At 63.1% G+C, this 20,990-nt stretch carries 19 protein-coding genes and 1 pseudogene; 5 read left to right on the top strand and 15 right to left on the bottom strand.

Annotated features, from left to right (window positions below):
* Nucleotides 1-35: 35 nt before the first annotated feature.
* The 9 genes from HNS34_RS12785 to HNS34_RS12745 form a co-directional block, all read right to left on the bottom strand.
* Nucleotides 36-338: a hypothetical protein gene (locus HNS34_RS12785; protein WP_172320467.1), complete on the bottom strand. Its 303-nt coding sequence runs from the start codon at nt 336-338 to the stop codon at nt 36-38.
* A gap of 63 nt (nt 339-401) precedes the next feature.
* Nucleotides 402-1,343, bottom strand: coding sequence for a phosphatidate cytidylyltransferase (locus tag HNS34_RS12780; protein WP_172320466.1), 942 nt, complete (start codon nt 1,341-1,343; stop codon nt 402-404).
* Nucleotides 1,343-2,005, bottom strand: coding sequence for a lysophospholipid acyltransferase family protein (locus tag HNS34_RS12775; RefSeq protein WP_172320465.1), 663 nt, complete (start codon nt 2,003-2,005; stop codon nt 1,343-1,345). Before HNS34_RS12775 ends, HNS34_RS12780 begins: the two co-directional genes overlap by 1 nt.
* Before the next feature lie 45 nt (nt 2,006-2,050).
* On the bottom strand, nt 2,051-3,469 hold the full coding sequence (locus HNS34_RS12770) for a sensor histidine kinase (protein ID WP_172320464.1): 1,419 nt from the start codon (nt 3,467-3,469) through the stop codon (nt 2,051-2,053).
* Between the two features lie 80 nt (nt 3,470-3,549).
* Nucleotides 3,550-3,939: a response regulator gene (locus HNS34_RS12765; RefSeq protein ID WP_172320463.1), complete on the bottom strand. Its 390-nt coding sequence runs from the start codon at nt 3,937-3,939 to the stop codon at nt 3,550-3,552.
* A gap of 15 nt (nt 3,940-3,954) precedes the next feature.
* Complete coding sequence (locus HNS34_RS12760) at nt 3,955-5,715, bottom strand: sensor histidine kinase (protein WP_172320462.1); 1,761 nt, start codon at nt 5,713-5,715, stop codon at nt 3,955-3,957.
* 157 nt (nt 5,716-5,872) lie between these two features.
* Complete coding sequence (locus HNS34_RS12755) at nt 5,873-7,813, bottom strand: sensor histidine kinase (RefSeq protein ID WP_172320461.1); 1,941 nt, start codon at nt 7,811-7,813, stop codon at nt 5,873-5,875.
* 81 nt (nt 7,814-7,894) lie between these two features.
* Nucleotides 7,895-8,242, bottom strand: coding sequence for an Hpt domain-containing protein (locus HNS34_RS12750; RefSeq protein WP_172320460.1), 348 nt, complete (start codon nt 8,240-8,242; stop codon nt 7,895-7,897).
* A 19-nt stretch (nt 8,243-8,261) separates the two neighbouring features.
* Nucleotides 8,262-9,233, bottom strand: coding sequence for a response regulator (locus tag HNS34_RS12745; protein ID WP_172320459.1), 972 nt, complete (start codon nt 9,231-9,233; stop codon nt 8,262-8,264).
* A gap of 513 nt (nt 9,234-9,746) precedes the next feature.
* On the opposite strand from HNS34_RS12745, the gene HNS34_RS12740 reads away from it, so the two are divergent.
* Nucleotides 9,747-10,727, top strand: coding sequence for a response regulator (locus tag HNS34_RS12740; protein ID WP_172320458.1), 981 nt, complete (start codon nt 9,747-9,749; stop codon nt 10,725-10,727).
* Between the two features lie 24 nt (nt 10,728-10,751).
* On the opposite strand, the gene HNS34_RS12735 is transcribed toward HNS34_RS12740, so the two are convergent.
* From HNS34_RS12735 to HNS34_RS12725, 3 genes and pseudogenes are all read right to left on the bottom strand, one after another.
* Complete coding sequence (locus tag HNS34_RS12735; RefSeq protein WP_172320457.1) at nt 10,752-11,660, bottom strand: aminotransferase class IV; 909 nt, start codon at nt 11,658-11,660, stop codon at nt 10,752-10,754.
* A gap of 171 nt (nt 11,661-11,831) precedes the next feature.
* Nucleotides 11,832-12,287: a GAF domain-containing protein gene (locus HNS34_RS12730; protein WP_172320456.1), complete on the bottom strand. Its 456-nt coding sequence runs from the start codon at nt 12,285-12,287 to the stop codon at nt 11,832-11,834.
* Between the two features lie 109 nt (nt 12,288-12,396).
* A pseudogene (locus HNS34_RS12725) lies at nt 12,397-13,574 on the bottom strand (thiolase family protein).
* A 96-nt stretch (nt 13,575-13,670) separates the two neighbouring features.
* Between HNS34_RS12725 and HNS34_RS12720 the strand changes: the two are divergent.
* The 3 genes from HNS34_RS12720 to HNS34_RS12710 all read left to right on the top strand — a co-directional run bounded on the left by HNS34_RS12720 (nt 13,671) and on the right by HNS34_RS12710 (nt 16,315).
* Complete coding sequence (locus HNS34_RS12720) at nt 13,671-14,015, top strand: STAS domain-containing protein (RefSeq protein ID WP_407925862.1); 345 nt, start codon at nt 13,671-13,673, stop codon at nt 14,013-14,015.
* Nucleotides 14,012-14,488, top strand: a complete 477-nt coding sequence (locus HNS34_RS12715) for an ATP-binding protein (protein ID WP_172320453.1) — start codon at nt 14,012-14,014, stop codon at nt 14,486-14,488. Before HNS34_RS12720 ends, HNS34_RS12715 begins: the two co-directional genes overlap by 4 nt.
* Before the next feature lie 246 nt (nt 14,489-14,734).
* On the top strand, nt 14,735-16,315 hold the full coding sequence (locus HNS34_RS12710) for a gamma-glutamyltransferase family protein (protein ID WP_172320452.1): 1,581 nt from the start codon (nt 14,735-14,737) through the stop codon (nt 16,313-16,315).
* A gap of 27 nt (nt 16,316-16,342) precedes the next feature.
* Here the strand turns inward: HNS34_RS12710 and hspQ are convergent, their stop codons facing one another.
* A complete protein-coding gene (gene hspQ, locus HNS34_RS12705; RefSeq protein WP_172320451.1) occupies nt 16,343-16,669 on the bottom strand; it encodes a heat shock protein HspQ in 327 nt (108 codons plus the stop codon).
* Between the two features lie 198 nt (nt 16,670-16,867).
* On the opposite strand from hspQ, the gene HNS34_RS12700 reads away from it, so the two are divergent.
* Nucleotides 16,868-17,446 (top strand): transglycosylase SLT domain-containing protein, encoded by a 579-nt coding sequence (locus HNS34_RS12700; RefSeq protein ID WP_172320450.1) that lies wholly within the window; start codon nt 16,868-16,870, stop codon nt 17,444-17,446.
* 5 nt (nt 17,447-17,451) lie between these two features.
* Here HNS34_RS12700 and HNS34_RS12695 read toward each other — a convergent pair whose 3' ends face one another.
* Both HNS34_RS12695 and HNS34_RS12690 read right to left on the bottom strand, forming a co-directional pair.
* Complete coding sequence (locus tag HNS34_RS12695; protein ID WP_172320449.1) at nt 17,452-18,054, bottom strand: LolA family protein; 603 nt, start codon at nt 18,052-18,054, stop codon at nt 17,452-17,454.
* 59 nt (nt 18,055-18,113) lie between these two features.
* Nucleotides 18,114-20,981 carry a DNA translocase FtsK gene (locus HNS34_RS12690; RefSeq protein WP_172320448.1) on the bottom strand — a complete coding sequence of 956 codons (2,868 nt, stop codon included), beginning with the start codon at nt 20,979-20,981 and terminating at the stop codon, nt 18,114-18,116.
* Nucleotides 20,982-20,990: the final 9 nt, after the last annotated feature.

The raw sequence follows: 20,990 nt of genomic DNA, 5'->3' as shown, positions 1-20,990 counted from the left end.
GGTCTTGGACGTGGACAGGGCGTCGGCAGACGGCCTCAGCCCCCTGTCGCGGCCAGCACGGGATCGTTGGGACGGGTGCAGATCATCCGGTTCTCGCGCGTGCGCAGCGGCAGGAACGTATTCTCCACCGGGCCGCTATGCTGATACCAGTAGCAGCCGTCTTCGGGCATGATCCGCACGACCGCGAGGCTCTGGTTCGGGGCGGCAAGGGCGCGGACCTCCTCCGGCACTTCGGTGACGATGCCGGGGTCGGTCCCCTCGGTCTCATCGCTTGGCAGGGTCGCGCAGGCAGCGATCAACGGCAGCAGCGCGGCCAGGGCATAACCAGAAGCTTTCATTTTTGTAGATTCCCGTTTTGTGGCTGACACCCATCAAGCATGAGAGCGGCCTCGGCTTCAACCCTATCCCCAGACAAAGAGCGTGACGTGGTAAAATACGGGCGCCGCGAAGATGACGCTGTCGAGCTGGTCGAGAAACCCGCCATGGCCGGGGATGAGGTGCGACCAGTCCTTGACGCCCCGGTCGCGCTTGATCGCGGCGAAGACGAGGCTGCCAAGAAGCCCGGTGAACGAGGCCAGCGCCGCCATCGCCGCCGCCCCAATCATGCCGAAGGGGGTGATCCATCCCAGGAACCCGCCGATCACGGCTGCGGCCAGCACGCCCGCGATCACGCCCTCGATGGTTTTCGGCGACAGGTCCGGCGCGATGCGGCGGCGGCCGAACTGACGGCCTGCGTAATATTCGAACAGGTCGCCGAACTGCACCACCATGATGAAGAACACGATCAGCAGGATCGACCGGTCAGATCCGTCCGGCATGTCGAAGGTCAGCAGCGCGGGCACAAGGCTGAGGCAGTAGATGCAGATCATCAGCCCCCATTGCGTCTGCGCCACGCGGCCCAGGAAATCGCTGGCATCGCCGCGCAGCGCGCTGACGATGGGCAGGAGCAGGAAGGCATAGACCGGGATGAACACGGTCAGAAGGCCGGTCCAGTCCAGCGCCACGAACAGGTATTGCAGCGGCAGGATCACGAAACAGGCCAGCGCCAGCGACAGGTGATCGGCACGCGCCTTGCGGGCATAGGTCAGGAACTCGCGCAAGGCGGCGAAGCTGGCGAAGGCGAAGAGCAGGATGACACCGACGGGCCCGATCAGGACCGCCAGGGCCAGCGTGATGACCAACGCCCACCAGCTGTTGACCCGCATCATGAAAGCCTCGACGACCGGGTTGGTCCGGCCCTGCGGCACCCGTGCGCGCAGCCCCTCGCCCAACATGGTCAGCGCGATCAACAGGACAAAGACACCGAGGCTGAGCAGCAGGATATCCAGCGTCGTGCGGTCCATCACGCGCGCCCGCCCGACTCTTGCGGGGCCAGCGCCACCAGCGCCTCCGCCGCACGTTTCAGGAAGGCGTCCTTGTCCTCGCCCTCTGCCACGTGGATCGGTTCGCCGAAGGTGACGGTGCAGATCAGCGGCAGGGGAATGACCTCGCCCTTGGGCATGATCTCGTTCAGGTTGGCGACCCAGGTGGGCACCAGATCGACATGCGGCCGGGCGCGCCCCATGTTGTAGAGACCGGCGCGGAACGGCAGCAGGGGATCGTCGGTCATGTTGCGGTTGCCCTCGGGGAAGATGATCAGCGAGGAACCTTCGTCGAGCGCCTGCAATATCTTTTCCATCGGATCCTCGCTGCGTGCCTCGGGGCGGCGGTCGATCAGGACGCAGTTGAAGACCTCCGGCCCGATAAACGCGCGCAGCTTGGTCTTGAGCCAGTAATCCGCCGCCGCGACGGGCCGGGTCTGGCGGCGCATGTGGACAGGCAGGACGGTCCAGATCATCGGCATGTCGGCATTGCTGACATGGTTGGCGAAATAGACGCGCTGCTTGGCCACCGGCTCGATCCCGCGCCAATCGGCGCGCACGGCGGTGATGAACCGCGCGGTCAGCGCCAGGGCGTGGCCGACAAAGCGGGCCGCCATGCGGCGGGGAAGGGAACGGGCGGTCATTGGAAAATTGTGGCAGAGGCCGCACGCAAAAGGAAGCACGGGCGGTCAGCTATCCGCAAGCGGGACGCCCATGGTGAATGTCGTGCCTGCGCCCGGCGTGCTCTTGTAGCTGATGAACCCGCCATGCTGTTCAACGATGGTCTTGGCGATGCTCAGGCCCAAACCGGTCCCCTCCTGGCTGCGGCCATCGCCGCTATCGACCTGGGTGAAGCGGCCGAACACGATCTCCTCCGAGCCGTCCGGTATCCCAACGCCGTGATCCTGAACCGATATGCAGACGAATTCGTCGACCACCGCGGAGGTGACGATGATCTCGGATGGCGAGTGCGAGAACTTCAGCGCGTTGGACAGCAGGTTCGTCAGCACCTGACCCATCCGGGCCTCATCCACCTCGGCGAAGAGGGCGGTCCGGCTCAGATCACAGGTGATCGTGATGTCCTTTTTCAGGGCCAGCGATTCGATCGCCTGCACGGCCTGTTCCGCGACCTCGTTCATGTCGGTGCGCGCGATCCGGAAATCGGCCTTGTCTGATTCCAGCTTTTGCAGGTCCAGCAGATCGTTGATCAGCGCCCCCAGACGGCGGCAATTGCGGCGCGCGATGTCCAGCATCTGCTCGGCCTTGTCCGGCTGCGTCTTGAAGACGCCGTTTCCGAGCAACTCAAGCGAGCCACTGATCGAGGTCAGCGGCGTCCGAAGCTCATGGCTGACGGTCGAGACGAACTTGGATTTCACGTCATAGGCGGCCTGCGCCCGGTCGCGTTCCTGACGAAGGGTGTCGAGTTGATCCAGGTTCTCGCGGTAGAGGCGCAGGAAGATCTGCGCGCATTCGACGACGAAATAGAGCACGAAGATCGCGGTGGCGAATTGCAGCCAGAGCGGCGAGGTCAGCGGCGGGCGGACCAGCCACAGGTCGAAGATCGGGATGAACAGGAACGCCGCGCCATAGACGATCAGCCGCGCCAGCAGGATACGCGGCACCTGGTGGTTGTTGACGGCGGCGAACAGCCCCGAGGCAAACAGGATGAAGAGCGGCATCTGGTGCGGCACCGGCCCTTCCAGCAGCGCGAAACCGATGGCGAAGGCCGACACGGCAGAGGCATTGAGGGTCGAGGCCAGCAACAGCAGGTGCCGAAAGCGCAGCGCCTCCTGTTGCGTTCCGTTCCTCCAGTTCACGACCGCGCGGGAGACGAAGAAATCGAACACCTCCGCGGTTTGGCAGACCAGAAGGCTGACCAGGGCCAGGGCGGGGCTGACATAGATCGCCGCCAGCAGCGACACGAAGACATACATGCTCTGCCGTTTCCACAGCAGGCACAATCCGCCATGGGCAAAGTCCTTCAGCCGCTTTTCCAGGCGCGGGTTCACCGGCGTCGGCAGGTGGCCGTTCGGTCGCACATCCCGTCTGGCCGGCGCGAAGACCGATCCCAATCTGGGTGCAATGTCATGATAGCTGAAATCTACCATTTTTCGGGACGCCTTGCGTGGTGATCGGGGGGCGAGACCGTCAAGTGCCGTGACGGCACGGCCCAAGGGGGTGGACGCGGCTAGGCCGCGTTGCGATGGGCCGTCCAGGCCTCGGTGATCTGCTGGCTCAACTCCATCGGATCGAAGGGCTTTTCGACGATCGCCAGGGCGCCGTCGACCAGCAGATGGGTCAGAAAGCTCTTTTCGACCTTGGCGGTCATGAAGATGGCGGGCGTGGCGGCGAACTCGGGCATTTCCATCAGCTTGTGCCAAAGCTCCTCGCCGCTCATTTCCGGCATCATCACGTCGAGCAACAGCAGATCGGGCTGGAACTGCGGCGCCACGATCAGCGCCTCCTTGCCGGATGCGCATTGCTGCAGCTCGAACCCGCCCACCATTTCCAGCGACATCTGGGTGATTGTCCGGATGTCCTGATCGTCATCGACGTGGAGTATCTTTTTCAAAGCCATAATAATGTCTTCCCCTTAAGCCTTCCGAACCAGGTCGGATTTTTCGGTTGATCGTCCGGTCTGCGCCGAACGTGCTTGATTGGCGGTGCTGACCACGACCAGATCCGGTGGTGTGCTCAGTTTGGGCAGGTCGAAATAGAATGTCGTCTGCTTGCCGGGCTCGCTGCGGAAGGAAATCCGGCCGTCATGCAGATCCACGATCTTGCGGCAGATCTGAAGTCCCAGCCCGGTGCCCGAGCGCGTGGTGCCATCGGCGGCGGCGAACTGGGTGAAACTGTCGAAGATCGTCGCCCGCGCGCTTTCGGGAACACCGGGGCCGAAATCGGTGACATAGACGCGCCAATTATCGTCCTTGTCCTCGATCCCGACACGCACGTCGGTCCCTTTGGGGGAATATTTCGCGGCGTTGGACATGAGATTTGTCATCACCTGCATCAGGCGGTCGCTATTGCCCGAGATCATCGGCTGCCCGGGCACGTCATCCATGACGAAGCGCACCCCAAGCTCGTCGCCGAAACCCTGGTTGATCGACACGGCATCCTGGAGGAAGGCCTTGAGATTGGTTTTCTGCATCTCGAATTTCGCCTTGTTGGCGTTCATCTTTTCAAGAATGAGAATGTCATCGACCATCAGAAGCAACCGGTCGCTGTTGCGCGCCGCGATGTCGATCATGCCCTGAAGCTCGGGCGTCAGTTTGCCGGCGACACCGGATTGGATCAGCCGCAGCGCCCCCTTGATCGAGGTCAGCGGCGTGCGCAGTTCATGGCTGACACGCGCCATCGTATCCATCTTCACGACCTGCAATTCCTTGCGTTCGGACGTGTCGCGCAGCACCGACAGGAATACCTTCTTGCCGCTCGGATCGGTGAAGATGCGCGTCTTGACCTCGACCGGGCCTTTCTCGTGTCGGGTTTCGATCGACACGACATCGCGGCTGCCATCCATCAGGGGGGCGACATGCTGGCGGAAAGCGGGAATGGAGAAGCCCCTCGACGTGTCGGCGATGGTCTTGCCGACAACGTCCTCGACGGTCCAGTCACAGCGGGCCAGGGCGCTCTTGTTCAGGTAGGAGATATTCAGCGTGTCGACCTCGTAGAGGAACACCTCGTCCTGAAGTTCATCCAGCATCCGGGTCAGCTGGCGCTGAATTTCGCTGGTCCGTTTCTGCGTGATGTCGGAACGCAGGCTGACGGTCTGGACATGGTTCCCGTCATCGTCGAAATGCGGCAGGACGGTGCTCATCACATAGATCAGCTCTCCGTTGGCGCGGCGCAGGGTCTGTTCGCCGGACCAGACCTTGCCGCTGCTGACGGCGTGATGAACCTCGGAGAAGCTGCATTGGGGATCGGCATTGCCGGTGACATCCGCCATGTCGGTGCCATCCTCGGCCATATCGTAGAGAACCGAAATGCTCTGCCCCGCCAGATCGTCGTTGGAATAGCCGAACGCATCCTCGAAGTTCTTGTTGACCTTTATGAAATTTCCATCCCGATCCGCGATGCTGACGATGGAATGCTGGTCGATCGCGGAATCGAGCAGGCGGATTTCCTTGTCGAACCGCCTTTGCAGCAACCTGGTCGATTGGCGGTATTTGCGGTTCTGGAGGCGGCGCGCGGTGGCCCAACTGCCGAACATGCACAGGCCGAACGCCGGCACGGCCAGCCAGAGGCTGGGTGCCAGCGCCGACATATTGACCAGAACATCCGGCCCCGCCTCCTCGGCACCCGCCGAGGTCGGGAAAGTGGAGTTGAGGAAAAGGGCACTCGCACCGATCATATTGACTTTACTGAATTTCATCTCTTCTACCCGTCACGTGGATGGATCCAATGATCCCCATCTACGATGAATGTTGATCCAGAAATCCGATCTCAATTCGCCTTGATTAAGGACTTTCTAAGGCTTTTCATCCCAGACCAGGCTGCGCGAGTCTGGGTCAGGCGGCCGACTTCAATTCCTGGCGCAGCGGGATCGAGAATTTGAAATGGGTCCCAGTGCCAAGCTCGCTCTCGACCTCGATCGCGCCGCCATGCAGGTCGACCAACTGCTTGCAGATCGCCAGGCCAAGGCCGACGCCACCCTCGGACCGGGTCGATGAGGTGTCGAGCTGTTCGAACCGGTTGAAAATGATATCCTTGTGCGCGGCGGCGATGCCGGCCCCGCTATCCTTGACGTGGAACCAGATATTGCCGCCTTCGACATCGGCCCAGGCCCGGATCGACCCGTCCTTGGTGAACTTGACCGCGTTGCCGACAAGATTGATCAGCATCTGGCGCAGCCTGAGCGGGTCGGCATGAACCGTCAGGTCGCTATCCGCCACCTCCAGCGCCAGACCCTTCCTGGCCGCAAGTCCGGTGAACTGTTCGTCGATTTCATGCAGGATCTCGGCAACCGCGATATCCTTGCGTTCCAGCGTGACCTTGCCGCTTTCGATCTTGGACAGGTCCAGGATCTGGTTGATCAGGCTCAGCAGGTGCTGGCCCGACGCCTCGGCCCGGGACGCGATCTGCGCGATGTTGGCAAGGCTGCGGTCGATCATGTCGACGGCGGCGTCGGAACCGCCCCGTCGCTCGATCAGGTCCTTGCGGAGGGCGACATTGGCCGGGATCTTGTCGGGCGCGGCCAGGAAGGACAGGTATCCCAGGATGATCGTCAGCGGCGTCCTGAGCTCGTGACTGACGACATGCAGGAAGTCGGTCTTGGCCTCGTTGGCCATTTCAGCGGCCAGTTGCGCGGTCTTCAGCTCGGTGATGTCGGTGCTCAACTCGACGGTGCCGCCCTCGGGCGTGGGCTGCCGCGAGATTTTGAGCCAGGTGCCGCAGGGCAGCTTGTGCTCGAACTCGCCATAGGCCGGGTGGTCGTGTTCGGAATCGTCACACTTGCAGTCTGTGTACATGTTCCCGTGGCGGGCGTTCGACAGGACCAGATTACCCTCTTCATCATAGAGAATGAAGGCGTCGTCGATCGATTCTATGGCGACCAGAAGTTGCGTGCGCGCCCTCTCGCGGTCAAAGAACATGCGGATGAACAGCATCGCAAGCGCCAGGAGGAAGGCCGTCAGCGACATCACCAGCGTCACGATCAGCGTCTTGTTCGGCGCGGTGGTCATCCAGCCGTTGACCGGGGCCAGCGCCAGTTCCCACTCCATCCCATTCTGACTTATGGGGGTGATGATCGCACCGTTCCGGAACATCTGCGGATCGCCTTGGAACACCTCGCCCAGATCGTCCGAGGACACGACCCGCCGGATCGCCAATTGCCAGGCATCCGCGGCGTCCGTCAGTCCGCTGGCGGCAAGGAAGGCCTCCAGTTCCGCCACGATGCCGACGACACCCCAGAGCCGGGTGCTGCCCGTGGCCGCAAGATCGACGAAGACAGGCGCGCGCACGATGATACCGTCACCGCCCTGGACCAGGGAACTTGGACCTTCATACATCGGAGCACGCTGTTGCACGGCGCGATGAATCGCGGCCCAGACAACGACGTTTTCCATGTAGTCCAGGCCGATGACGTCGCGGTTGGGTTCAAGCGGATGCACATATTGCACGACCAGCTCCGGCGCTGCCGCGATGTTGATGATCTCGGGATAGCCGCCGCCGATAGTCTCGGCGATCTCCGAGAAATCCTCCTGCGTCAGGTCGGGATCGTTGGCGATGATGGTCGCGAAACTTTCCACCAGCACGCCGTAGGCCTCAAGCGTGGCCTCGACATGGGTCGAGATCGCCTCGGCCTGCTCCACCGCCTCAAGGCGCTGCTCGGCCAGGCCGTTTCGCAGATCGCTTTGAAGCAGCACCAAGGACGCGATGGTTGCCACGCCGCCGATCAGCGCCGCCACCAGAACATACTGCCCGACCTCGGAGCCGCAGGCCCGGATCATTTTTCTTATTTTCTTCTGTAAGAACATTGGACTGCCCCGCCCCCGATTGTTCATGTCACCTGTGTCGGTCTCCGCGCCTTCTCAGAACGTGGAATAATCCGGTTGGACCCGCTCCATCTCATCTAGGAAACGTTCATAGGTCGGCCCGGCCTGTTGCCAGAATTCCGCGGCCGTGCCTGTGGCGGTGGTAAACTGATCCTCGACCGCGCCGGCAAGATCGCCAAGTTGCGACAGCCCAAGCGTGGCCGCGACGCCCCTGATCTTGTGCGCCGACATCGCGGCTGCGCGAATCGCCGTAGCAGGGTCCGACCCTGCGAGGATCTGCGCCTTGAGATCCTCGAACTCGCAGATCCGCTGATCCAGATCGAACAGGAACCGGTCGCGCACCGCCTGCAGGGCCTTGGACATGGTGTCGGTTTGTCCTGTCATCGCGCGTCGCGCCTCCATCCTATCCGGTCGCCGCTATCGGGGCCGACCCGGCAAGCGCCGCCTTCTGGCGCACCGATTGCAGGGCACGGTCCAGCGGCGCAGTGGCGGCCGCGAGGGTCAGCAGGGAGTTGCTGCACGGCTCGCCGACGCAGATCTGAACCGTCTGCCCTGACGCGGCCAGGTGAAATTCCTCGAACGGTTCCAGCAGGTCCATCAGGCGATCCTGCAACTCATCGGGGTCCACCGGTGTCGATTTGTCGATCAGGGCGACAAATTCACCATTGCCGGCATAGGCCAGCCGGTAGCTGTGGGTCTTGAGGCCGTCGCGGATCGAGATCGCCACATCCTGCAGCATCTCCAGGAAATCGCGCGGCTGCGTCGCGGCAAAGAATTGCGCCCCGCCGACGATCTGGAACCCGATGGCAGACCAGGAATGCGCGCGCAGGTTGCCAAGTGTCAGCAGGAAATTCTGCATTGCCAGATAGGCCATCATGTCCTTGACCTCGGGCAGGTTGATCGGGTCGGCGAACCGCATCCCGACCTTGTCGACCGAGGTCGTCTCGACCTGCCAGGTCAGCGCCTCGATGCGCTGGTTCTCGTTGATCGAGTGGAACGCGGCGCGCAGACGCGCATTCAGTTCCACCTCGTTGATCGGCTTGGTCAGGTAATCCGACGCGCCCGCCGCGAAGGCCTGGTCGATATAGCCCTGTTCGGACATCGAAGTCAGCATCAGGATCGGCGTCGTCGCGTATTTCGGCATGGCGCGGATATGGCCGCACAGCTCGATCCCGTCCATGCCGGGCATCTGGATATCCAGCAAGATGCAATCGAATTGCCGGTCGGGGTCACGCAGAAGCGTCAGCGCCTCGGCGCCGGACCGGGCCCGCAGATTGCGCCGGTAGCCCTGCACGGTAAAGATGGTATCGAGGATATCATGAAAGATGGCCTCGTCATCGACCGAGAGGATTCGCATATCCCGTTGATTTTCCATAGCCGTTCTTCCGTCATGCCTGTCAGCGAGTGTTTCTGTAACGTCAACTAACAATGGGAAAATGGCGAAACTTTGTCGAATTCCCCAACAGCGCGGCTTTTGTCCCCGAGAACGCGGAATTGGGACAATTGGCCGCTGGTCGTTCAATCCAATTGCGGGCGGAATAGCGGTTACGTCAACACGGGTGATGATGGAGGGATAACATACAAATTGTTTAGAAACAGATAGATATGCGAAGATTCTGGAATACCGAAACGGGATGATGCGTGAATGGAACAGCGTCGGGATCGGGATTTGTTAACCTTTTGTTAACCATTTGGGTCTTTCGGAGAAATGCTTCTCATTTTCAACGTATTCTTATCCAGAAGTTAACGCATTCTCAGCCCGAAAAAGTTCGAAACCGGCAGCAAGCTCAACTCCAGCAAAATGGGCGATCCACGACGAGACAAGGCCGCAGTTTGGGCGACTCTCCGGCAGGCGGACCGCGAATGAATACTGAACGAGGAGTGAGCCATGAGGATTCTTGCAGTCGATGACGATCAGCACTTCCTTGACCTGCTGGAGGCGGTCCTGGGCGAAGCGGGCTATGACGATGTCACCTGTGTCAGCTCTGCCCCCGACGCCCTGACCGAAGCCTATCACGCGGAAGGCAAGATCGACTGTTTCCTTCTGGACGTGCAGATGCCCGATATCGACGGTGTCGATCTGTGCCGCAGGCTGCGCGATATGAAGGCGTACCGCACCACGCCCATCATCATGGTCACGGCCCTGCACCAGAAATCCATGGTGCAGAAATGCTTCGACGCAGGCGCCACAGATTTCCTGAACAAGCCGCTGGACGGGCTGGAACTGGGTGCGCGCATTCGCACGGCGCAATTGCTCAACGACAGCCTGAAGTCGAAGAAACGACCGATCGCGAGCGAGCTGAGCGTCATGAACCTGGAGGAGATCCAGGCCGAAGATGCCGCTCCGATAACGGCGCTGGAGAACGTGCGGGGGCTGACCGATTCGCACATCATCGAAAATCACATGCTGCGCAACCGGGCCGGATACTACATCCTGCATGTGCTGGGCTTCAGCATTCCGGGCTTCGGCCCGCTGGCCGACACGCTGACATCGCGCGAGATGCGGGATGTTCTGGGCGATGCGGCACAGGTGATCTCGAAATCCCTGGGAAATTACGACTTCTCGTTCTCCTATCTCGGCGAGGGCCGTTTCATCAGCCTGGTTCAGGGGCGCCGGTTCTGGTCCACGCAGAATGTGATCGGCGAGATCGCCTCGATCCTGCAGACGCCGCGCTGGAATTCCATGGCGACCCATGGCGCGACACTTGAGGTGGCATCCCTGTCGGATCGCCGGTTCTGGACATCGTCACAGGCCGCCGACGCGATCCGGGCCTATCGCAACTCCTCGGCGCAATTCGAAACGGTCGTGAACGCGATCATGAGCGAAAGCTCCGACGTGCAGGCCGGCAGCTACGAGATGTCGACCTGAGGCGGATTTCAGGCTCTTCGCGCCTCACTCCGCCGTTTTCGCATAGTCGATATAGGCCTCGCGCAGCCTGGTCGAAACCGGGCCCATGATCTGCCGGATCTTGCGCCCGTCGACCATCGCCACCGGGGTCAGCCCGCCGAACGATCCGGTGACGAAGACCTCATCCGCGTCATAGACTTGGGCGAGCGAGAAGTCGCGTTCCGCGCACGGAATGCCAAGCTGCTCGCACAGCTCGATCATGTTGGCGCGCGTGATGCCGTTGAAACAGTTGGCCCCGGTCGAGGTCATGACCTTGCCGTGGCGCACGATGAAGAAATTGGTGGCATTGCAACTGGCCACGAAGCCCCGGTCGTCCAGCATCAACGCCTCATCCGCCCCCGCCTTGATCGCCTGGGTCAGCGCCATGATCAGGTTCAGCCGCGAATGCGTGTTCAGCCGCATGTCGAACATGTCTGCGCGGCAGCAGCGGATGGCCGAGGTGAAGAGGGTCAGGCCGGTCTTGAGGATCTCGGGGCTGGCGGGCTTGTATTCGGGCACGATCACCACGGTCGGGCCGCCGATGGTGTGGCGCGGGTCCTGGTTCGGCGTCTTCTTGAGGCCGCGGGTGATCATCAGCCGGACATGCACGCCATCCTCGCCGGTCATGCCGTTATGCTCCAGCGTATCCTCAAGCGCCTTGCGCACCTCGTCGCGGGTCAAGCCGATATCGAGGTCGATGGCGGTGGCCCCCATGAAAAGGCGGTCGAGGTGTCGCTCCATGAAGGCCAGGCGCCCGCCATGGTTGCGCAGGCCCTCCCAGATACCATCGCCCAGGATCCAGCCCGCGTCGAAGACCGAGACCATCGCCTTGTCGCGCGGCACGAAGTCGCCGTTGAGGTAAAGCTCCACCTTGTCGTTGCGCGGATCGGCGATGAAATCCTGACTTCCGGCCATCTGGTCTGCCCCTTTCTGGTCTGTCCCCGGTCGACGTTCTGCCCTTCTATAGCACTTTGCGTTTGGTTTGCATCGAAAGACGCTGCCTTGTCTTATGCTTCTTTCGGGCATTGTGCGCAGGTTGGGCCATTGCCCGCCAAGCCAAGCCGACGGGCAATGGCGGGCGTCGGGTCAAGACGAGGCAAAGGCCCGGTGCAGAATGACCGCAAGCTGATCGGCATCCTCCTGGCGAAAGGCGTCCGGTTGATCGCTGTCGATATCCAGTACCGCGATCAGCTCACCCGCCCTGTTCCAGACCGGCAAGACCAGTTCCGACCGGGTCGAGGAGGCGCAGGCGATGTGGCCGGGGAAGGCATCGACATCCGGGATCAATTGCACCTGCCCCGTCCGCGCCGCAGCACCACAGACGCCGCGTGAAAACGGGATGCTGAGGCAGCCATGCCCGCCCTGATAGGGGCCGATCTTGAGCATCCCTGGCCCGGTGACGCGGTAGAACCCGGTCCAGTCGAAGCGGTCGTCGGCATGGTGGATCTCGCAGGCCAGCGTGGCCATGAGGGCGACCTCATCGGTCTCGCCTTCGGTAAGGCTGGCGATGCTGCGCGCGAGGGTGGGGTAGTGAATGGTCATTTGGGTAGTCGCCTGGTTGAGATGTTATCGAATTGCTGCGCAATCCGATCCGCGGGGGGACCCTGTCCCCCCGCACCCCCCTGAAGTATTTCTACCAAGATGATGGAGGTCAGACCCGTTCGATCGCAATGGCCGTTCCTTCGCCCCCCCGATGCAGATCGCCGCGATGCCGCGTTTGAGGTCGCGTTTTTCGAGCGCGTTGAGGAGCGTGACCATGATCCGTGCGCCGGAGGCCCCGATCGGGTGGCCAAGTGCACAGGCGCCGCCATTGACGTTGACCTTGTCGTGGGCGATTCCAAGATGCTGCATGAACGCCATCGGCACGACCGCGAAGGCCTCGTTAACCTCCCAAAGGTCGACATCCTCGACACGCCAGCCGAGCCGTTTCAGCAATTTCTCGGCGGCGGGGACAGGCGCAGTGGTGAACCAGCCGGGCTCCTGTCCGTGGCTGGCATGGCCCAGGATGCGGGCGCGGATCGGCAGGCCCTGTGCCGTCGCCGCATCCTCGCGCGCCATGAGAAGCGCCGCCGCCCCGTCCGAGATCGAGGAAGAATTGGCCGCCGTCACCGTGCCATCCTTGCGGAAGGCGGGCTTGAGGTGTGGGATTTTCTCGGGCCGTGCCTTGCCGGGTTGTTCATCCTCGCCGACGACCGCCTCGCCCTTGCGGATGGTCAGGGTCACGGCGGCGATTTCATCGGCGAAGGCGCCGCTTTTCTGCGCGGTTTGCGCCCGGTCCAGCGAGGCCAGCGCGTAGTCGTCCTGCGCCGCGCGGCTGAGCTGGAATTTCTCGGCGCAATCCTCGGCGAAACTGCCCATCAGGCGGCCTTTGTCATAGGCGTCCTCGAGCCCGTCGAGGAACATGTGGTCGATGACCTGGCCATGTCCGATCCGCGCGCCGCCACGCATTTGCGGCATCAGGTAGGGGGCGTTCGTCATGCTCTCCATACCGCCCGCGACGATCATGTCGGACCCGCCGAGCGCCAGCTGGTCATAGGCGATCATCGCCGCCTTCATGCCGGAGCCGCACATCTTGTTCAGCGTCGTGGCGGGCACCTCCTGGCCAAGACCGGCCTTGAACCCCGCCTGCCGCGCCGGGGCCTGGCCCTGACCCGCCGGCAATACGCATCCCATCAGAAGCTCGTTCACCTGTGCCGCATCGGCACCCACCTGTTTCAGGGCGGCGGAAATCGCCACACCGCCCAGATCGGCGGCGGTCTGATCGGAAAAACAGCCCTGAAAGCCGCCCATCGGCGTGCGGGCCGCGCCGCAGATCACCACGTTTTCCATAAAACCCTCCGTTTTCGGTCTGCCCACTCGATACCGTTTGGAAAGGATTGGCGTCTAGGGTTTTCCGCAAGAGATGAAAGGAGTGTGACGTTGGAGATGAGTTTACAACCGCAAGGGGCGGTCTCGGTCCTGCGTGTCGGCAATGACCGGATCGACGCCGCCATCGCCATCCAGTTCAAGGACCGCTTCCGCGACATTACCGCGGATGTGGCCGGGCCGGTGGTGCTGGATCTGGGGCGGGTGACCTTCCTGGACAGCAGCGGGTTGGGCGCAGTCGTCGCCGCGCGCAAGCTGCTTGGCCCGGACCGGGCGCTGGAACTGGCCGCGCTGTCGCCCGCGGTGGAAAAGGTCATGCAACTGACCCGGATGAACACGGTCTTTCCGATCCACGACACGGTGGCCGATGCCCTCACCGCACATGGTGTGGCCCCCGCTGCATGACGCCTGAGCCTGTGACGCAGGGCGATCTGTCGCCGCCGATCCTGGGCTGGTCGCAAAGCGCCATCATCGGCGCTACGTCGGCGGAGGTCAGCCGCGCCCTGACGGGCCTGCGCGGCAACCTGATCCGGCTCGGCCTGCCGGAGGACGCCTTGATCCGGCTGGAACTGGTCCTGGCCGAGATCATGAACAATATCGTCGAGCATGCCTATGCAGGGGCCGATAGCGGCGACATGACGTTGGAGGCGTCGGTGCATGGGCGCGCCATCTGGTGCCATTTGCGCGACAAGGGCCGGGCGATGCCGGGGGGCAAACTGCCCTGTCCCAGGCGCTACGATCTGGATGCGATGCGCATGGACGATCTGCCCGAAGGGGGGTTCGGATGGGGCCTGATCCACGACCTGACGCAAGGTTTGAGCTATCGCCGTGTCGCGGAAGAGAACCATGTGCGATTCCGGATTGATCTCGATTCCTGAACAATCGTCAACACCATCCCTGTCCGTTTCTCAACGGATGGCGGGAACCGCATTTTCGCCCCATTCAGTTCAAACAATCGCCGGGAAGCGGGCCTATCCATCGCCCCTGTAGCTGCAAAAGCTTCCCTCGGCACCGTGTCTGCAAGCCCCCACCCAGTGGCGCGGTGCCGAGGACCGCCCCCTCCCTTGCCCCTGCCGACAAATTCCCTAACCTGCCGCGAAACGCGATGTGACAGGAACAGGATGATGCGGGATTTTCATACCAGCGGGCGGTCGGCGGTCTATGCCGAGAACGGGGTTTGCGCAACGTCCCACCCCCTTGCCGCCAAGGTCGCAATATCCCTGCTTGAGGGCGGTGGAAATGCCATCGACGCGGCCATCGGGGCGGCCGTTCTGCTTGGGATCTGCGAGCCTCACATGACCGGGATCGGCGGCGATTGCTTTGCCCTGGTGAAACGGCCGGGCGCCGATGATCTGATCGGGCTGAACGGCTCGGGCCGGGCCCCTCGCGGCTTGTCCGCCGACGCGCTGCGCGACGCAGGGCACAGCAAGATGCCCGTCCACGACCCCGCCGCCGTCACCATTCCCGGCGCGGTCGATGCTTTCTGCCGGTTGCATGGCGACATGGGCCGGATGGAAATGGCCGAGGTGCTGGCCCCCGCGATCCATTATGCCGAGGCCGGTGTGCCGGTCGCCCCGCGCGTGGCCTCGGACTGGCAATCGGGTCCGGCGCTGCTGCACGGGCGCGCGCGCGACTTCTACCTGAATAACGGTGCCGCGCTAAAGATGGGCCAGGCGTTCCGCGCCCCCGCGCAAGCCGATGTCCTGCGGCGCATCACACGGGAGGGCCGCGCCGGGTTCTACGAGGGCGAGGTGGCCGAGGATATCGTCGCCTCGATGACCGCGCTTGGCGGCACGCATACGCTGGACGATCTGGCCGCGACCGCCTGCGATTACGTCACGCCGATCAGCGGAACCTACAAGGCTGTCGAGCTGACCGAATTGCCCCCCAACGGGCAAGGCGCGACGGCGATCCTGATTGCGAATATCCTCAGCCATTTCGACATTGCGGGGATGGAGCCTTTCGGCGCGGAGCGCGCGCATATCGAGGTCGAGGCGACCAAGCTGGCCTATGACGCGCGCAACCGCTTTGTCGCCGATTTCGACCACGTCACGCGGCTTGCGCATCTGCTGGACCCGGCGACGGCGCGGGGATTGGCCGCGCTGATCGACCCGCAACAGGTGATCGCGAACCCGCATATCACCTCGGAAGGGGTGCACAGGGACACCGTCTATCTCACCGTGGTCGATCGCGACCGGATGGCCGTGTCTCTGATCTATTCGATCTTCAACTCCTTCGGCTCGGGCCTGGCCACCGATCAGTTCGGCATCTTGATGCAGAACCGCGGCACCGGCTTCTCGCTGGAGAAAGATCACCCGAACGAGGCCGGGCCGCGCAAGCGCCCGATGCACACGATCATCCCGGCCTTCCTGCGCGAGGCGGATGGATCGGAAATGCCCTTCGGCGTGATGGGCGGGCAATATCAATCGACGGGCCATGTGCGCTTCATCTCGAACATGGTCGATTTCGGGATGGAGCCGCAGGCCGCCATCGACGGCCCGCGCTGTTTCTGGGAGGCGGGCGACCTGCGGATCGAGCGTGGCTACGAGCCCGAGGTCGTGCAGGCCCTCGCCGATCTGGGCCATAAGCCGGTCACGCCCCCCACAGCCATCGGCGGCGCGCAGGCGATCAGGATCGACGCAAAAACGGGTGTGTTGATGGGGGCGTCCGATCCGCGCAAGGACGGCTGCGCGCTCGGCTATTAGATCGTTTCAGGTTTGAACTGAAACGCCCTAATTCAGCCGAAACTCCAACGGATAGCGCCCGTTCTCGAAATCGCCGAACAGTTCGGCCAGTTCGGGGTGATCGACAGGTTCCCCGGTCTGGTCAAGCTCAAGGTTCTGCTCGGACACATAGGCCACATAGTAGCTCTGATCGTTCTCGGCCAGGAGGTGGTAGAAGGGTTGCGCCTTGGAGGGCCGGGAGCCTTCGGGAATCGCGTCATACCATTCCTCGGAATTGGCAAATTCCGGGTCGATATCGAAAATAACCCCGCGGAACGGGTGTTTACGGTGCTTGACGACCTGGCCAAGCGTGAATTTCGCGCGTGTCTTCAGCATCGGCCCTTCATCCTTCCGATCCTCGTCCTAACCCCTACCGGGGCGGATTGTCCATGTATGTGCAATAATTTGATGGGAAACAGATTGTGATCAGGTTGAGGCCGGTTTTGCCGCTTGCGGCCCCCTGACCCGTTCCCTCGCGCGGAAAAATCGGCTAACCTGCCCCAAATAAAAAACCTTGAGCAGGCAACCACATCCATGAATCGCGCGATATTCCTCGTGCTTGCGCTGGGCCTTTCGGCCTGCGGCGGTAGCACGCCCCCCGCCCCCATCAACCAGGACAACGCCTGTGCGTTGATCCGCGAACGCCCCGATCTGTACCGCGCCATGCAGCGCACGGAACGGCGATGGGACGTGCCGGTCCACGTTCAGATGGCGACAATGCAACAGGAGAGCCGCTTTGCAAGCGACGCCCGCCCGCCGCACCGCTATGCTATCGGGGTGATCCCGATGGGACGGCTCAGCTCGGCGCTTGGCTATTCCCAGGCGCTGGATGGCACCTGGGACGAATACCGCGAAGACACCGGCAACCGCCGCGCCCGGCGCACCAATATTCGCGACGCCAGCGATTTCATCGGCTGGTACATGAACCTCACGGTAGAGCGGAACGGCGTCCCGCTGACCGACGCGCGGAACCAGTACCTGGCCTATCATGAAGGGCATGCCGGGTTCCGGCGCGGCAGCTATAACGCCAAGCCGTGGCTTCTGCGCGTTGCCGACCGTGTCGAGGATCGGGCCGAGACCTACCGGCTGCAACTGGCAACCTGCACGCGGTAGGCGTCCTACTCGCTCAGGCCCCGCGCCCGCATCTCGGCGGGGATGTTGAAATAACGCGAGGGGGTCGAGATCCCCTCCTGCATGTCGCCCAGGATCACCGTTGTCTCATAGCCGTTGGCGTCGGTGATGATCCACTGGCGCAGCTCGATCGGGTCATCGGTGAAGACCATCTCGATCTGGCCGATTTCGGGGTCGTCGGGGTCTTGCGCCACAACGCGGGTCGAGGTGCCGTCATCTTCATGCGCGATGATCATGCCCGACCGGCTGAGGTCCACATTCCGCGCCAGGATCAGGTTCAGCGGCGTCCGGCGCAGCGGGTATTGCTCGGGCGCGGTGTTGGCGCGGCCATCGAAGATTGCCACCTGCCCGCCGCCTGCGATCACCAGCAACTGCTCATCCCCCGCATATTCGAACCGCATCCGGCCAGGCCGGTGCATGTAGAGCGTTCCGGTGGCGATCGCACCATCGTCGCTGATCTGGGTGAACTCGGCTTGGGCACGGCGGATCCCGTTGATATAGCTCGACAGGTCCGACAGCGGGATGCGTTCGGCGAGGGCGGGAAGGGCGGTGGCGGCAGACAGGGCCGCGGCAAGGATGATCTGTTTCATGACCTGTATCTAAGCACGGAAATCCCGGTTTGCACCTCACGCAAGCGCCATCCGGCGCATTATTGCTCAGGCACCAGAACCTCGCGCTTGCCGACATGGTTGGCGCTTGAGATCAGCCCCTGGTCCTCCATCTGCTCGACCAGCCGCGCGGCCTTGTTATAGCCGATGGCCAGCTTGCGCTGGATATAGGAGGTGGAGCATTTGCGATCCTTGATCACGATGGCGACGGCCTGATCATAGAGCGCATCCTCGGAATTGGTGTTGCCGCCAAGGCCAAGAACCGCGTCGATATCGCCCTCGCGCTCGTCATCGGGGCCGTCCAGCACGCTTGCCGCGTAATCGGGGGGTCCGAAGCTCTTGAGGTGGCTGACGATCTCCTCAACCTCCTCGTCGCTGACAAACGGCCCGTGGACGCGGGTGATCCTGGAACCGCCGGCCATGAACAGCATGTCGCCCATGCCCAGAAGCTGCTCGGCCCCCTGTTCGCCCAGGATGGTCCGGCTGTCGATCTTGGACGTGACGTGGAAGCTGATCCGGGTCGGGAAGTTGGCCTTGATCGTGCCGGTGATCACATCGACCGAGGGGCGCTGCGTGGCCATGACAAGGTGGATACCGCTCGCGCGTGCCATCTGCGCCAGGCGCTGGATGCAGGCCTCGATCTCTTTGCCCGCGACCATCATCAGGTCGGCCATCTCATCGACGATGACGACGATGAAGGGCATTTTCTCGGGCGCGAACTCCTCGGTCTCGAAGACCGGTTCGCCGGTTTCGTCGTCGAAACCGGTCTGCACCGTGCGGCTGAACATCTCGCCCTTGCGCACGGCATCGGCAACGCGCGAATTGTAGCCGTCGATATTACGCACGCCCATCTTGGACATCTTGCGATAGCGCTCCTCCATCTCGCCCACGACCCATTTCAGGGCAACAACCGCCTTTTTCGGGTCGGTCACGACGGGGGACAGGAGGTGCGGAATGCCGTCATAGACGGAAAGTTCCAGCATCTTGGGGTCGATCATGATCATCCGGCAATCTTCGGGGCTGAGCTTGTAGAGAAGGCTCAGGATCATGGTGTTGATCGCCACGGACTTGCCCGAGCCGGTGGTGCCAGCGATCAGAAGATGGGGCATCTTGGCCAGATTCGCCACGATGGGATCGCCGCCGATATCCTTGCCAAGCGCCAGCGGCAGCTTATGCGTGCCGTCGCCGAAATCGCGGCCTGCCAGGATCTCGCGCAGGACCACCTTTTCGCGCTGCGCATTGGGCAGTTCGATACCAATGACCGAGCGCCCCGGCACGGTCGAAACACGCGCCGATAGCGCCGACATCGACCGCGCGATATCGTCAGCCAGGCCGATCACCCGGCTGGCCTTGAGGCCGGGGGCCGGTTCCAGTTCATACATGGTGACGACGGGGCCGGGGCGGACGCTGACGATCTCGCCCTTGACGCCGTAATCGTCCAGCACGTTTTCAAGCATCCGGGCGTTTTCCTCCAGCGCCTCGTCGCTGAGGTGATGGCGGGTGATCTCGGCCGGGTTGCTGAGCAGCGACAGCGGCGGGAATTCATACTCCAGCTGCGGTTTGTCTTCCAGCGGCAGGGTCGGCTGCGCCTCGGCGCGCGCGCTGCGCGATTGCGGCAGGCTGCGGCGCTGGATGTGCTGCACGACGCGCTTGGGCTCGGCCACCGGGATCGAGGGGGCCGCATGCGCGGCGGTGCGCTCGGAATGCGGCAGGGGGATCGATTCAACCGGCGCCTCGGGTTCCAGCGCAAGGGTGACATCCTCGTAATGCGACATGACCCGTTCGGCCTGTTCCTCGACCTTGCGCTGATGCGCGGCGGTCAGGGGCGGCTCCATCCGCAAACCGGCGGTGTGGGGTGTCTCCACCCGCGCCGACAGGTGATTTGCCCGACGCGCCTCGACGGCGGCGGAAACGGCCGAGCGCGGCTTTTCCTGCGGGGGCTCGGCATCGGCAGGGCGGCGTACGCGGGACTTGATCACATCGGCGATCTTCTCGCGGATGCGGTCATCGGACGGGGCTTCAATGTGGCGCGGCGCGACGGGGGCGGGCTCGACCAGTTCCGGCTCGGGTTCGGGCGCGCGGTCGCGGCGCAGGATCGGCATCCGGTCCAGGAGGCTGCCCCGCGGGCGCCCCTCGGCCTGCGCCACGTCGATCTCCTCGACCGCGAAATCCTCCTCGATCATGGCCTCCGCCTCGGCACGGGCACGGCTGCGCATCTGGCGGCGCGCGCGCATCTCCATCGCGGCGTGCCCCGCCCCGCGGCCCGCCTGACCGAAGAGCGTCCCGATCCAGCCGATGGTGGCGACCAGTCCCAGAAGCATGAAGCGCAGGCCCTTCTTCACCTCGGCCTTGTTGAAGCCGAGCACGAAGAGACCCAGGAACAGCAATCCGAAAAAGCTGAGCGCGGCCAGGAGTTTCAGCCCCGCCGCCGCCGCCAGCGGCATCACGTTCAGAAGCGCGCCAAGGATCGTGTCGCCGAAGAGCCCCCCCAACCCATAGCTCTGGCCCCAGGTCGCCGGCGGCTGATGCGTCGCGGCGTAGATTGCGGCAATCGCCACGGGGATGGGCAGGAAAATGATGCGCGACACCGATCGGTCTACGCCGATATGGGCCGCCAGACGCACGCCCCAGACAATCAATCCGAAGGCGAGGAAATAGGCCCCCCACCCGACGATCAGCATCATGATCGCCGACATCGAGGCGCCGAAGCGGCCAAGCAGGTTTTCCGGCACCGCATCGGTCGCGGCCCACCAGTTCGGGTCATCCGGCACGTATGAGACCAGCATCAGGAACAGCGCCAGCCCGAACAGGATCAGGACGATCCCCGCCCCCTCGCGCCCGCGCTTTTCCAGCGCCGCGCGCATGTTGCTGTCGAGCAGAGGATCCCTCTGTCTGGTCTGATACGCCATTGTCCCGTC

This window comes from Alterinioella nitratireducens, from assembly GCF_013155465.1.
Classification (GTDB): Bacteria; Pseudomonadota; Alphaproteobacteria; order Rhodobacterales; family Rhodobacteraceae; genus Alterinioella; species Alterinioella nitratireducens.
The sequence above is the reverse complement of the archived record's forward strand: the minus strand, read 5'-3'. Positions and strand labels throughout refer to the sequence as shown.

Coding starts and splice junctions, on each gene's coding strand:
- HNS34_RS12735 (WP_172320457.1), bottom strand. CDS start 11,660: ATGGCCGGAAGTCAGGATTTCATCGCCGATCCGCGCAACGACAAGGTG.
- HNS34_RS12745 (WP_172320459.1), bottom strand. CDS start 9,233: ATGGAAAATCAACGGGATATGCGAATCCTCTCGGTCGATGACGAGGCC.
- HNS34_RS12710 (WP_172320452.1), top strand. CDS start 14,735: ATGCGGGATTTTCATACCAGCGGGCGGTCGGCGGTCTATGCCGAGAAC.
- HNS34_RS12730 (WP_172320456.1), bottom strand. CDS start 12,287: ATGACCATTCACTACCCCACCCTCGCGCGCAGCATCGCCAGCCTTACC.
- HNS34_RS12695 (WP_172320449.1), bottom strand. CDS start 18,054: ATGAAACAGATCATCCTTGCCGCGGCCCTGTCTGCCGCCACCGCCCTT.
- HNS34_RS12755 (WP_172320461.1), bottom strand. CDS start 7,813: ATGATCCGGGCCTGCGGCTCCGAGGTCGGGCAGTATGTTCTGGTGGCG.
- hspQ (WP_172320451.1), bottom strand. CDS start 16,669: ATGCTGAAGACACGCGCGAAATTCACGCTTGGCCAGGTCGTCAAGCAC.
- HNS34_RS12690 (WP_172320448.1), bottom strand. CDS start 20,981: ATGGCGTATCAGACCAGACAGAGGGATCCTCTGCTCGACAGCAACATG.
- HNS34_RS12720 (WP_407925862.1), top strand. CDS start 13,671: ATGAGTTTACAACCGCAAGGGGCGGTCTCGGTCCTGCGTGTCGGCAAT.
- HNS34_RS12760 (WP_172320462.1), bottom strand. CDS start 5,715: ATGATCGGTGCGAGTGCCCTTTTCCTCAACTCCACTTTCCCGACCTCG.
- HNS34_RS12780 (WP_172320466.1), bottom strand. CDS start 1,343: ATGGACCGCACGACGCTGGATATCCTGCTGCTCAGCCTCGGTGTCTTT.
- HNS34_RS12700 (WP_172320450.1), top strand. CDS start 16,868: ATGAATCGCGCGATATTCCTCGTGCTTGCGCTGGGCCTTTCGGCCTGC.
- HNS34_RS12775 (WP_172320465.1), bottom strand. CDS start 2,005: ATGACCGCCCGTTCCCTTCCCCGCCGCATGGCGGCCCGCTTTGTCGGC.
- HNS34_RS12715 (WP_172320453.1), top strand. CDS start 14,012: ATGACGCCTGAGCCTGTGACGCAGGGCGATCTGTCGCCGCCGATCCTG.
- HNS34_RS12765 (WP_172320463.1), bottom strand. CDS start 3,939: ATGGCTTTGAAAAAGATACTCCACGTCGATGACGATCAGGACATCCGG.
- HNS34_RS12770 (WP_172320464.1), bottom strand. CDS start 3,469: ATGGTAGATTTCAGCTATCATGACATTGCACCCAGATTGGGATCGGTC.
- HNS34_RS12740 (WP_172320458.1), top strand. CDS start 9,747: ATGAGGATTCTTGCAGTCGATGACGATCAGCACTTCCTTGACCTGCTG.
- HNS34_RS12785 (WP_172320467.1), bottom strand. CDS start 338: ATGAAAGCTTCTGGTTATGCCCTGGCCGCGCTGCTGCCGTTGATCGCT.
- HNS34_RS12750 (WP_172320460.1), bottom strand. CDS start 8,242: ATGACAGGACAAACCGACACCATGTCCAAGGCCCTGCAGGCGGTGCGC.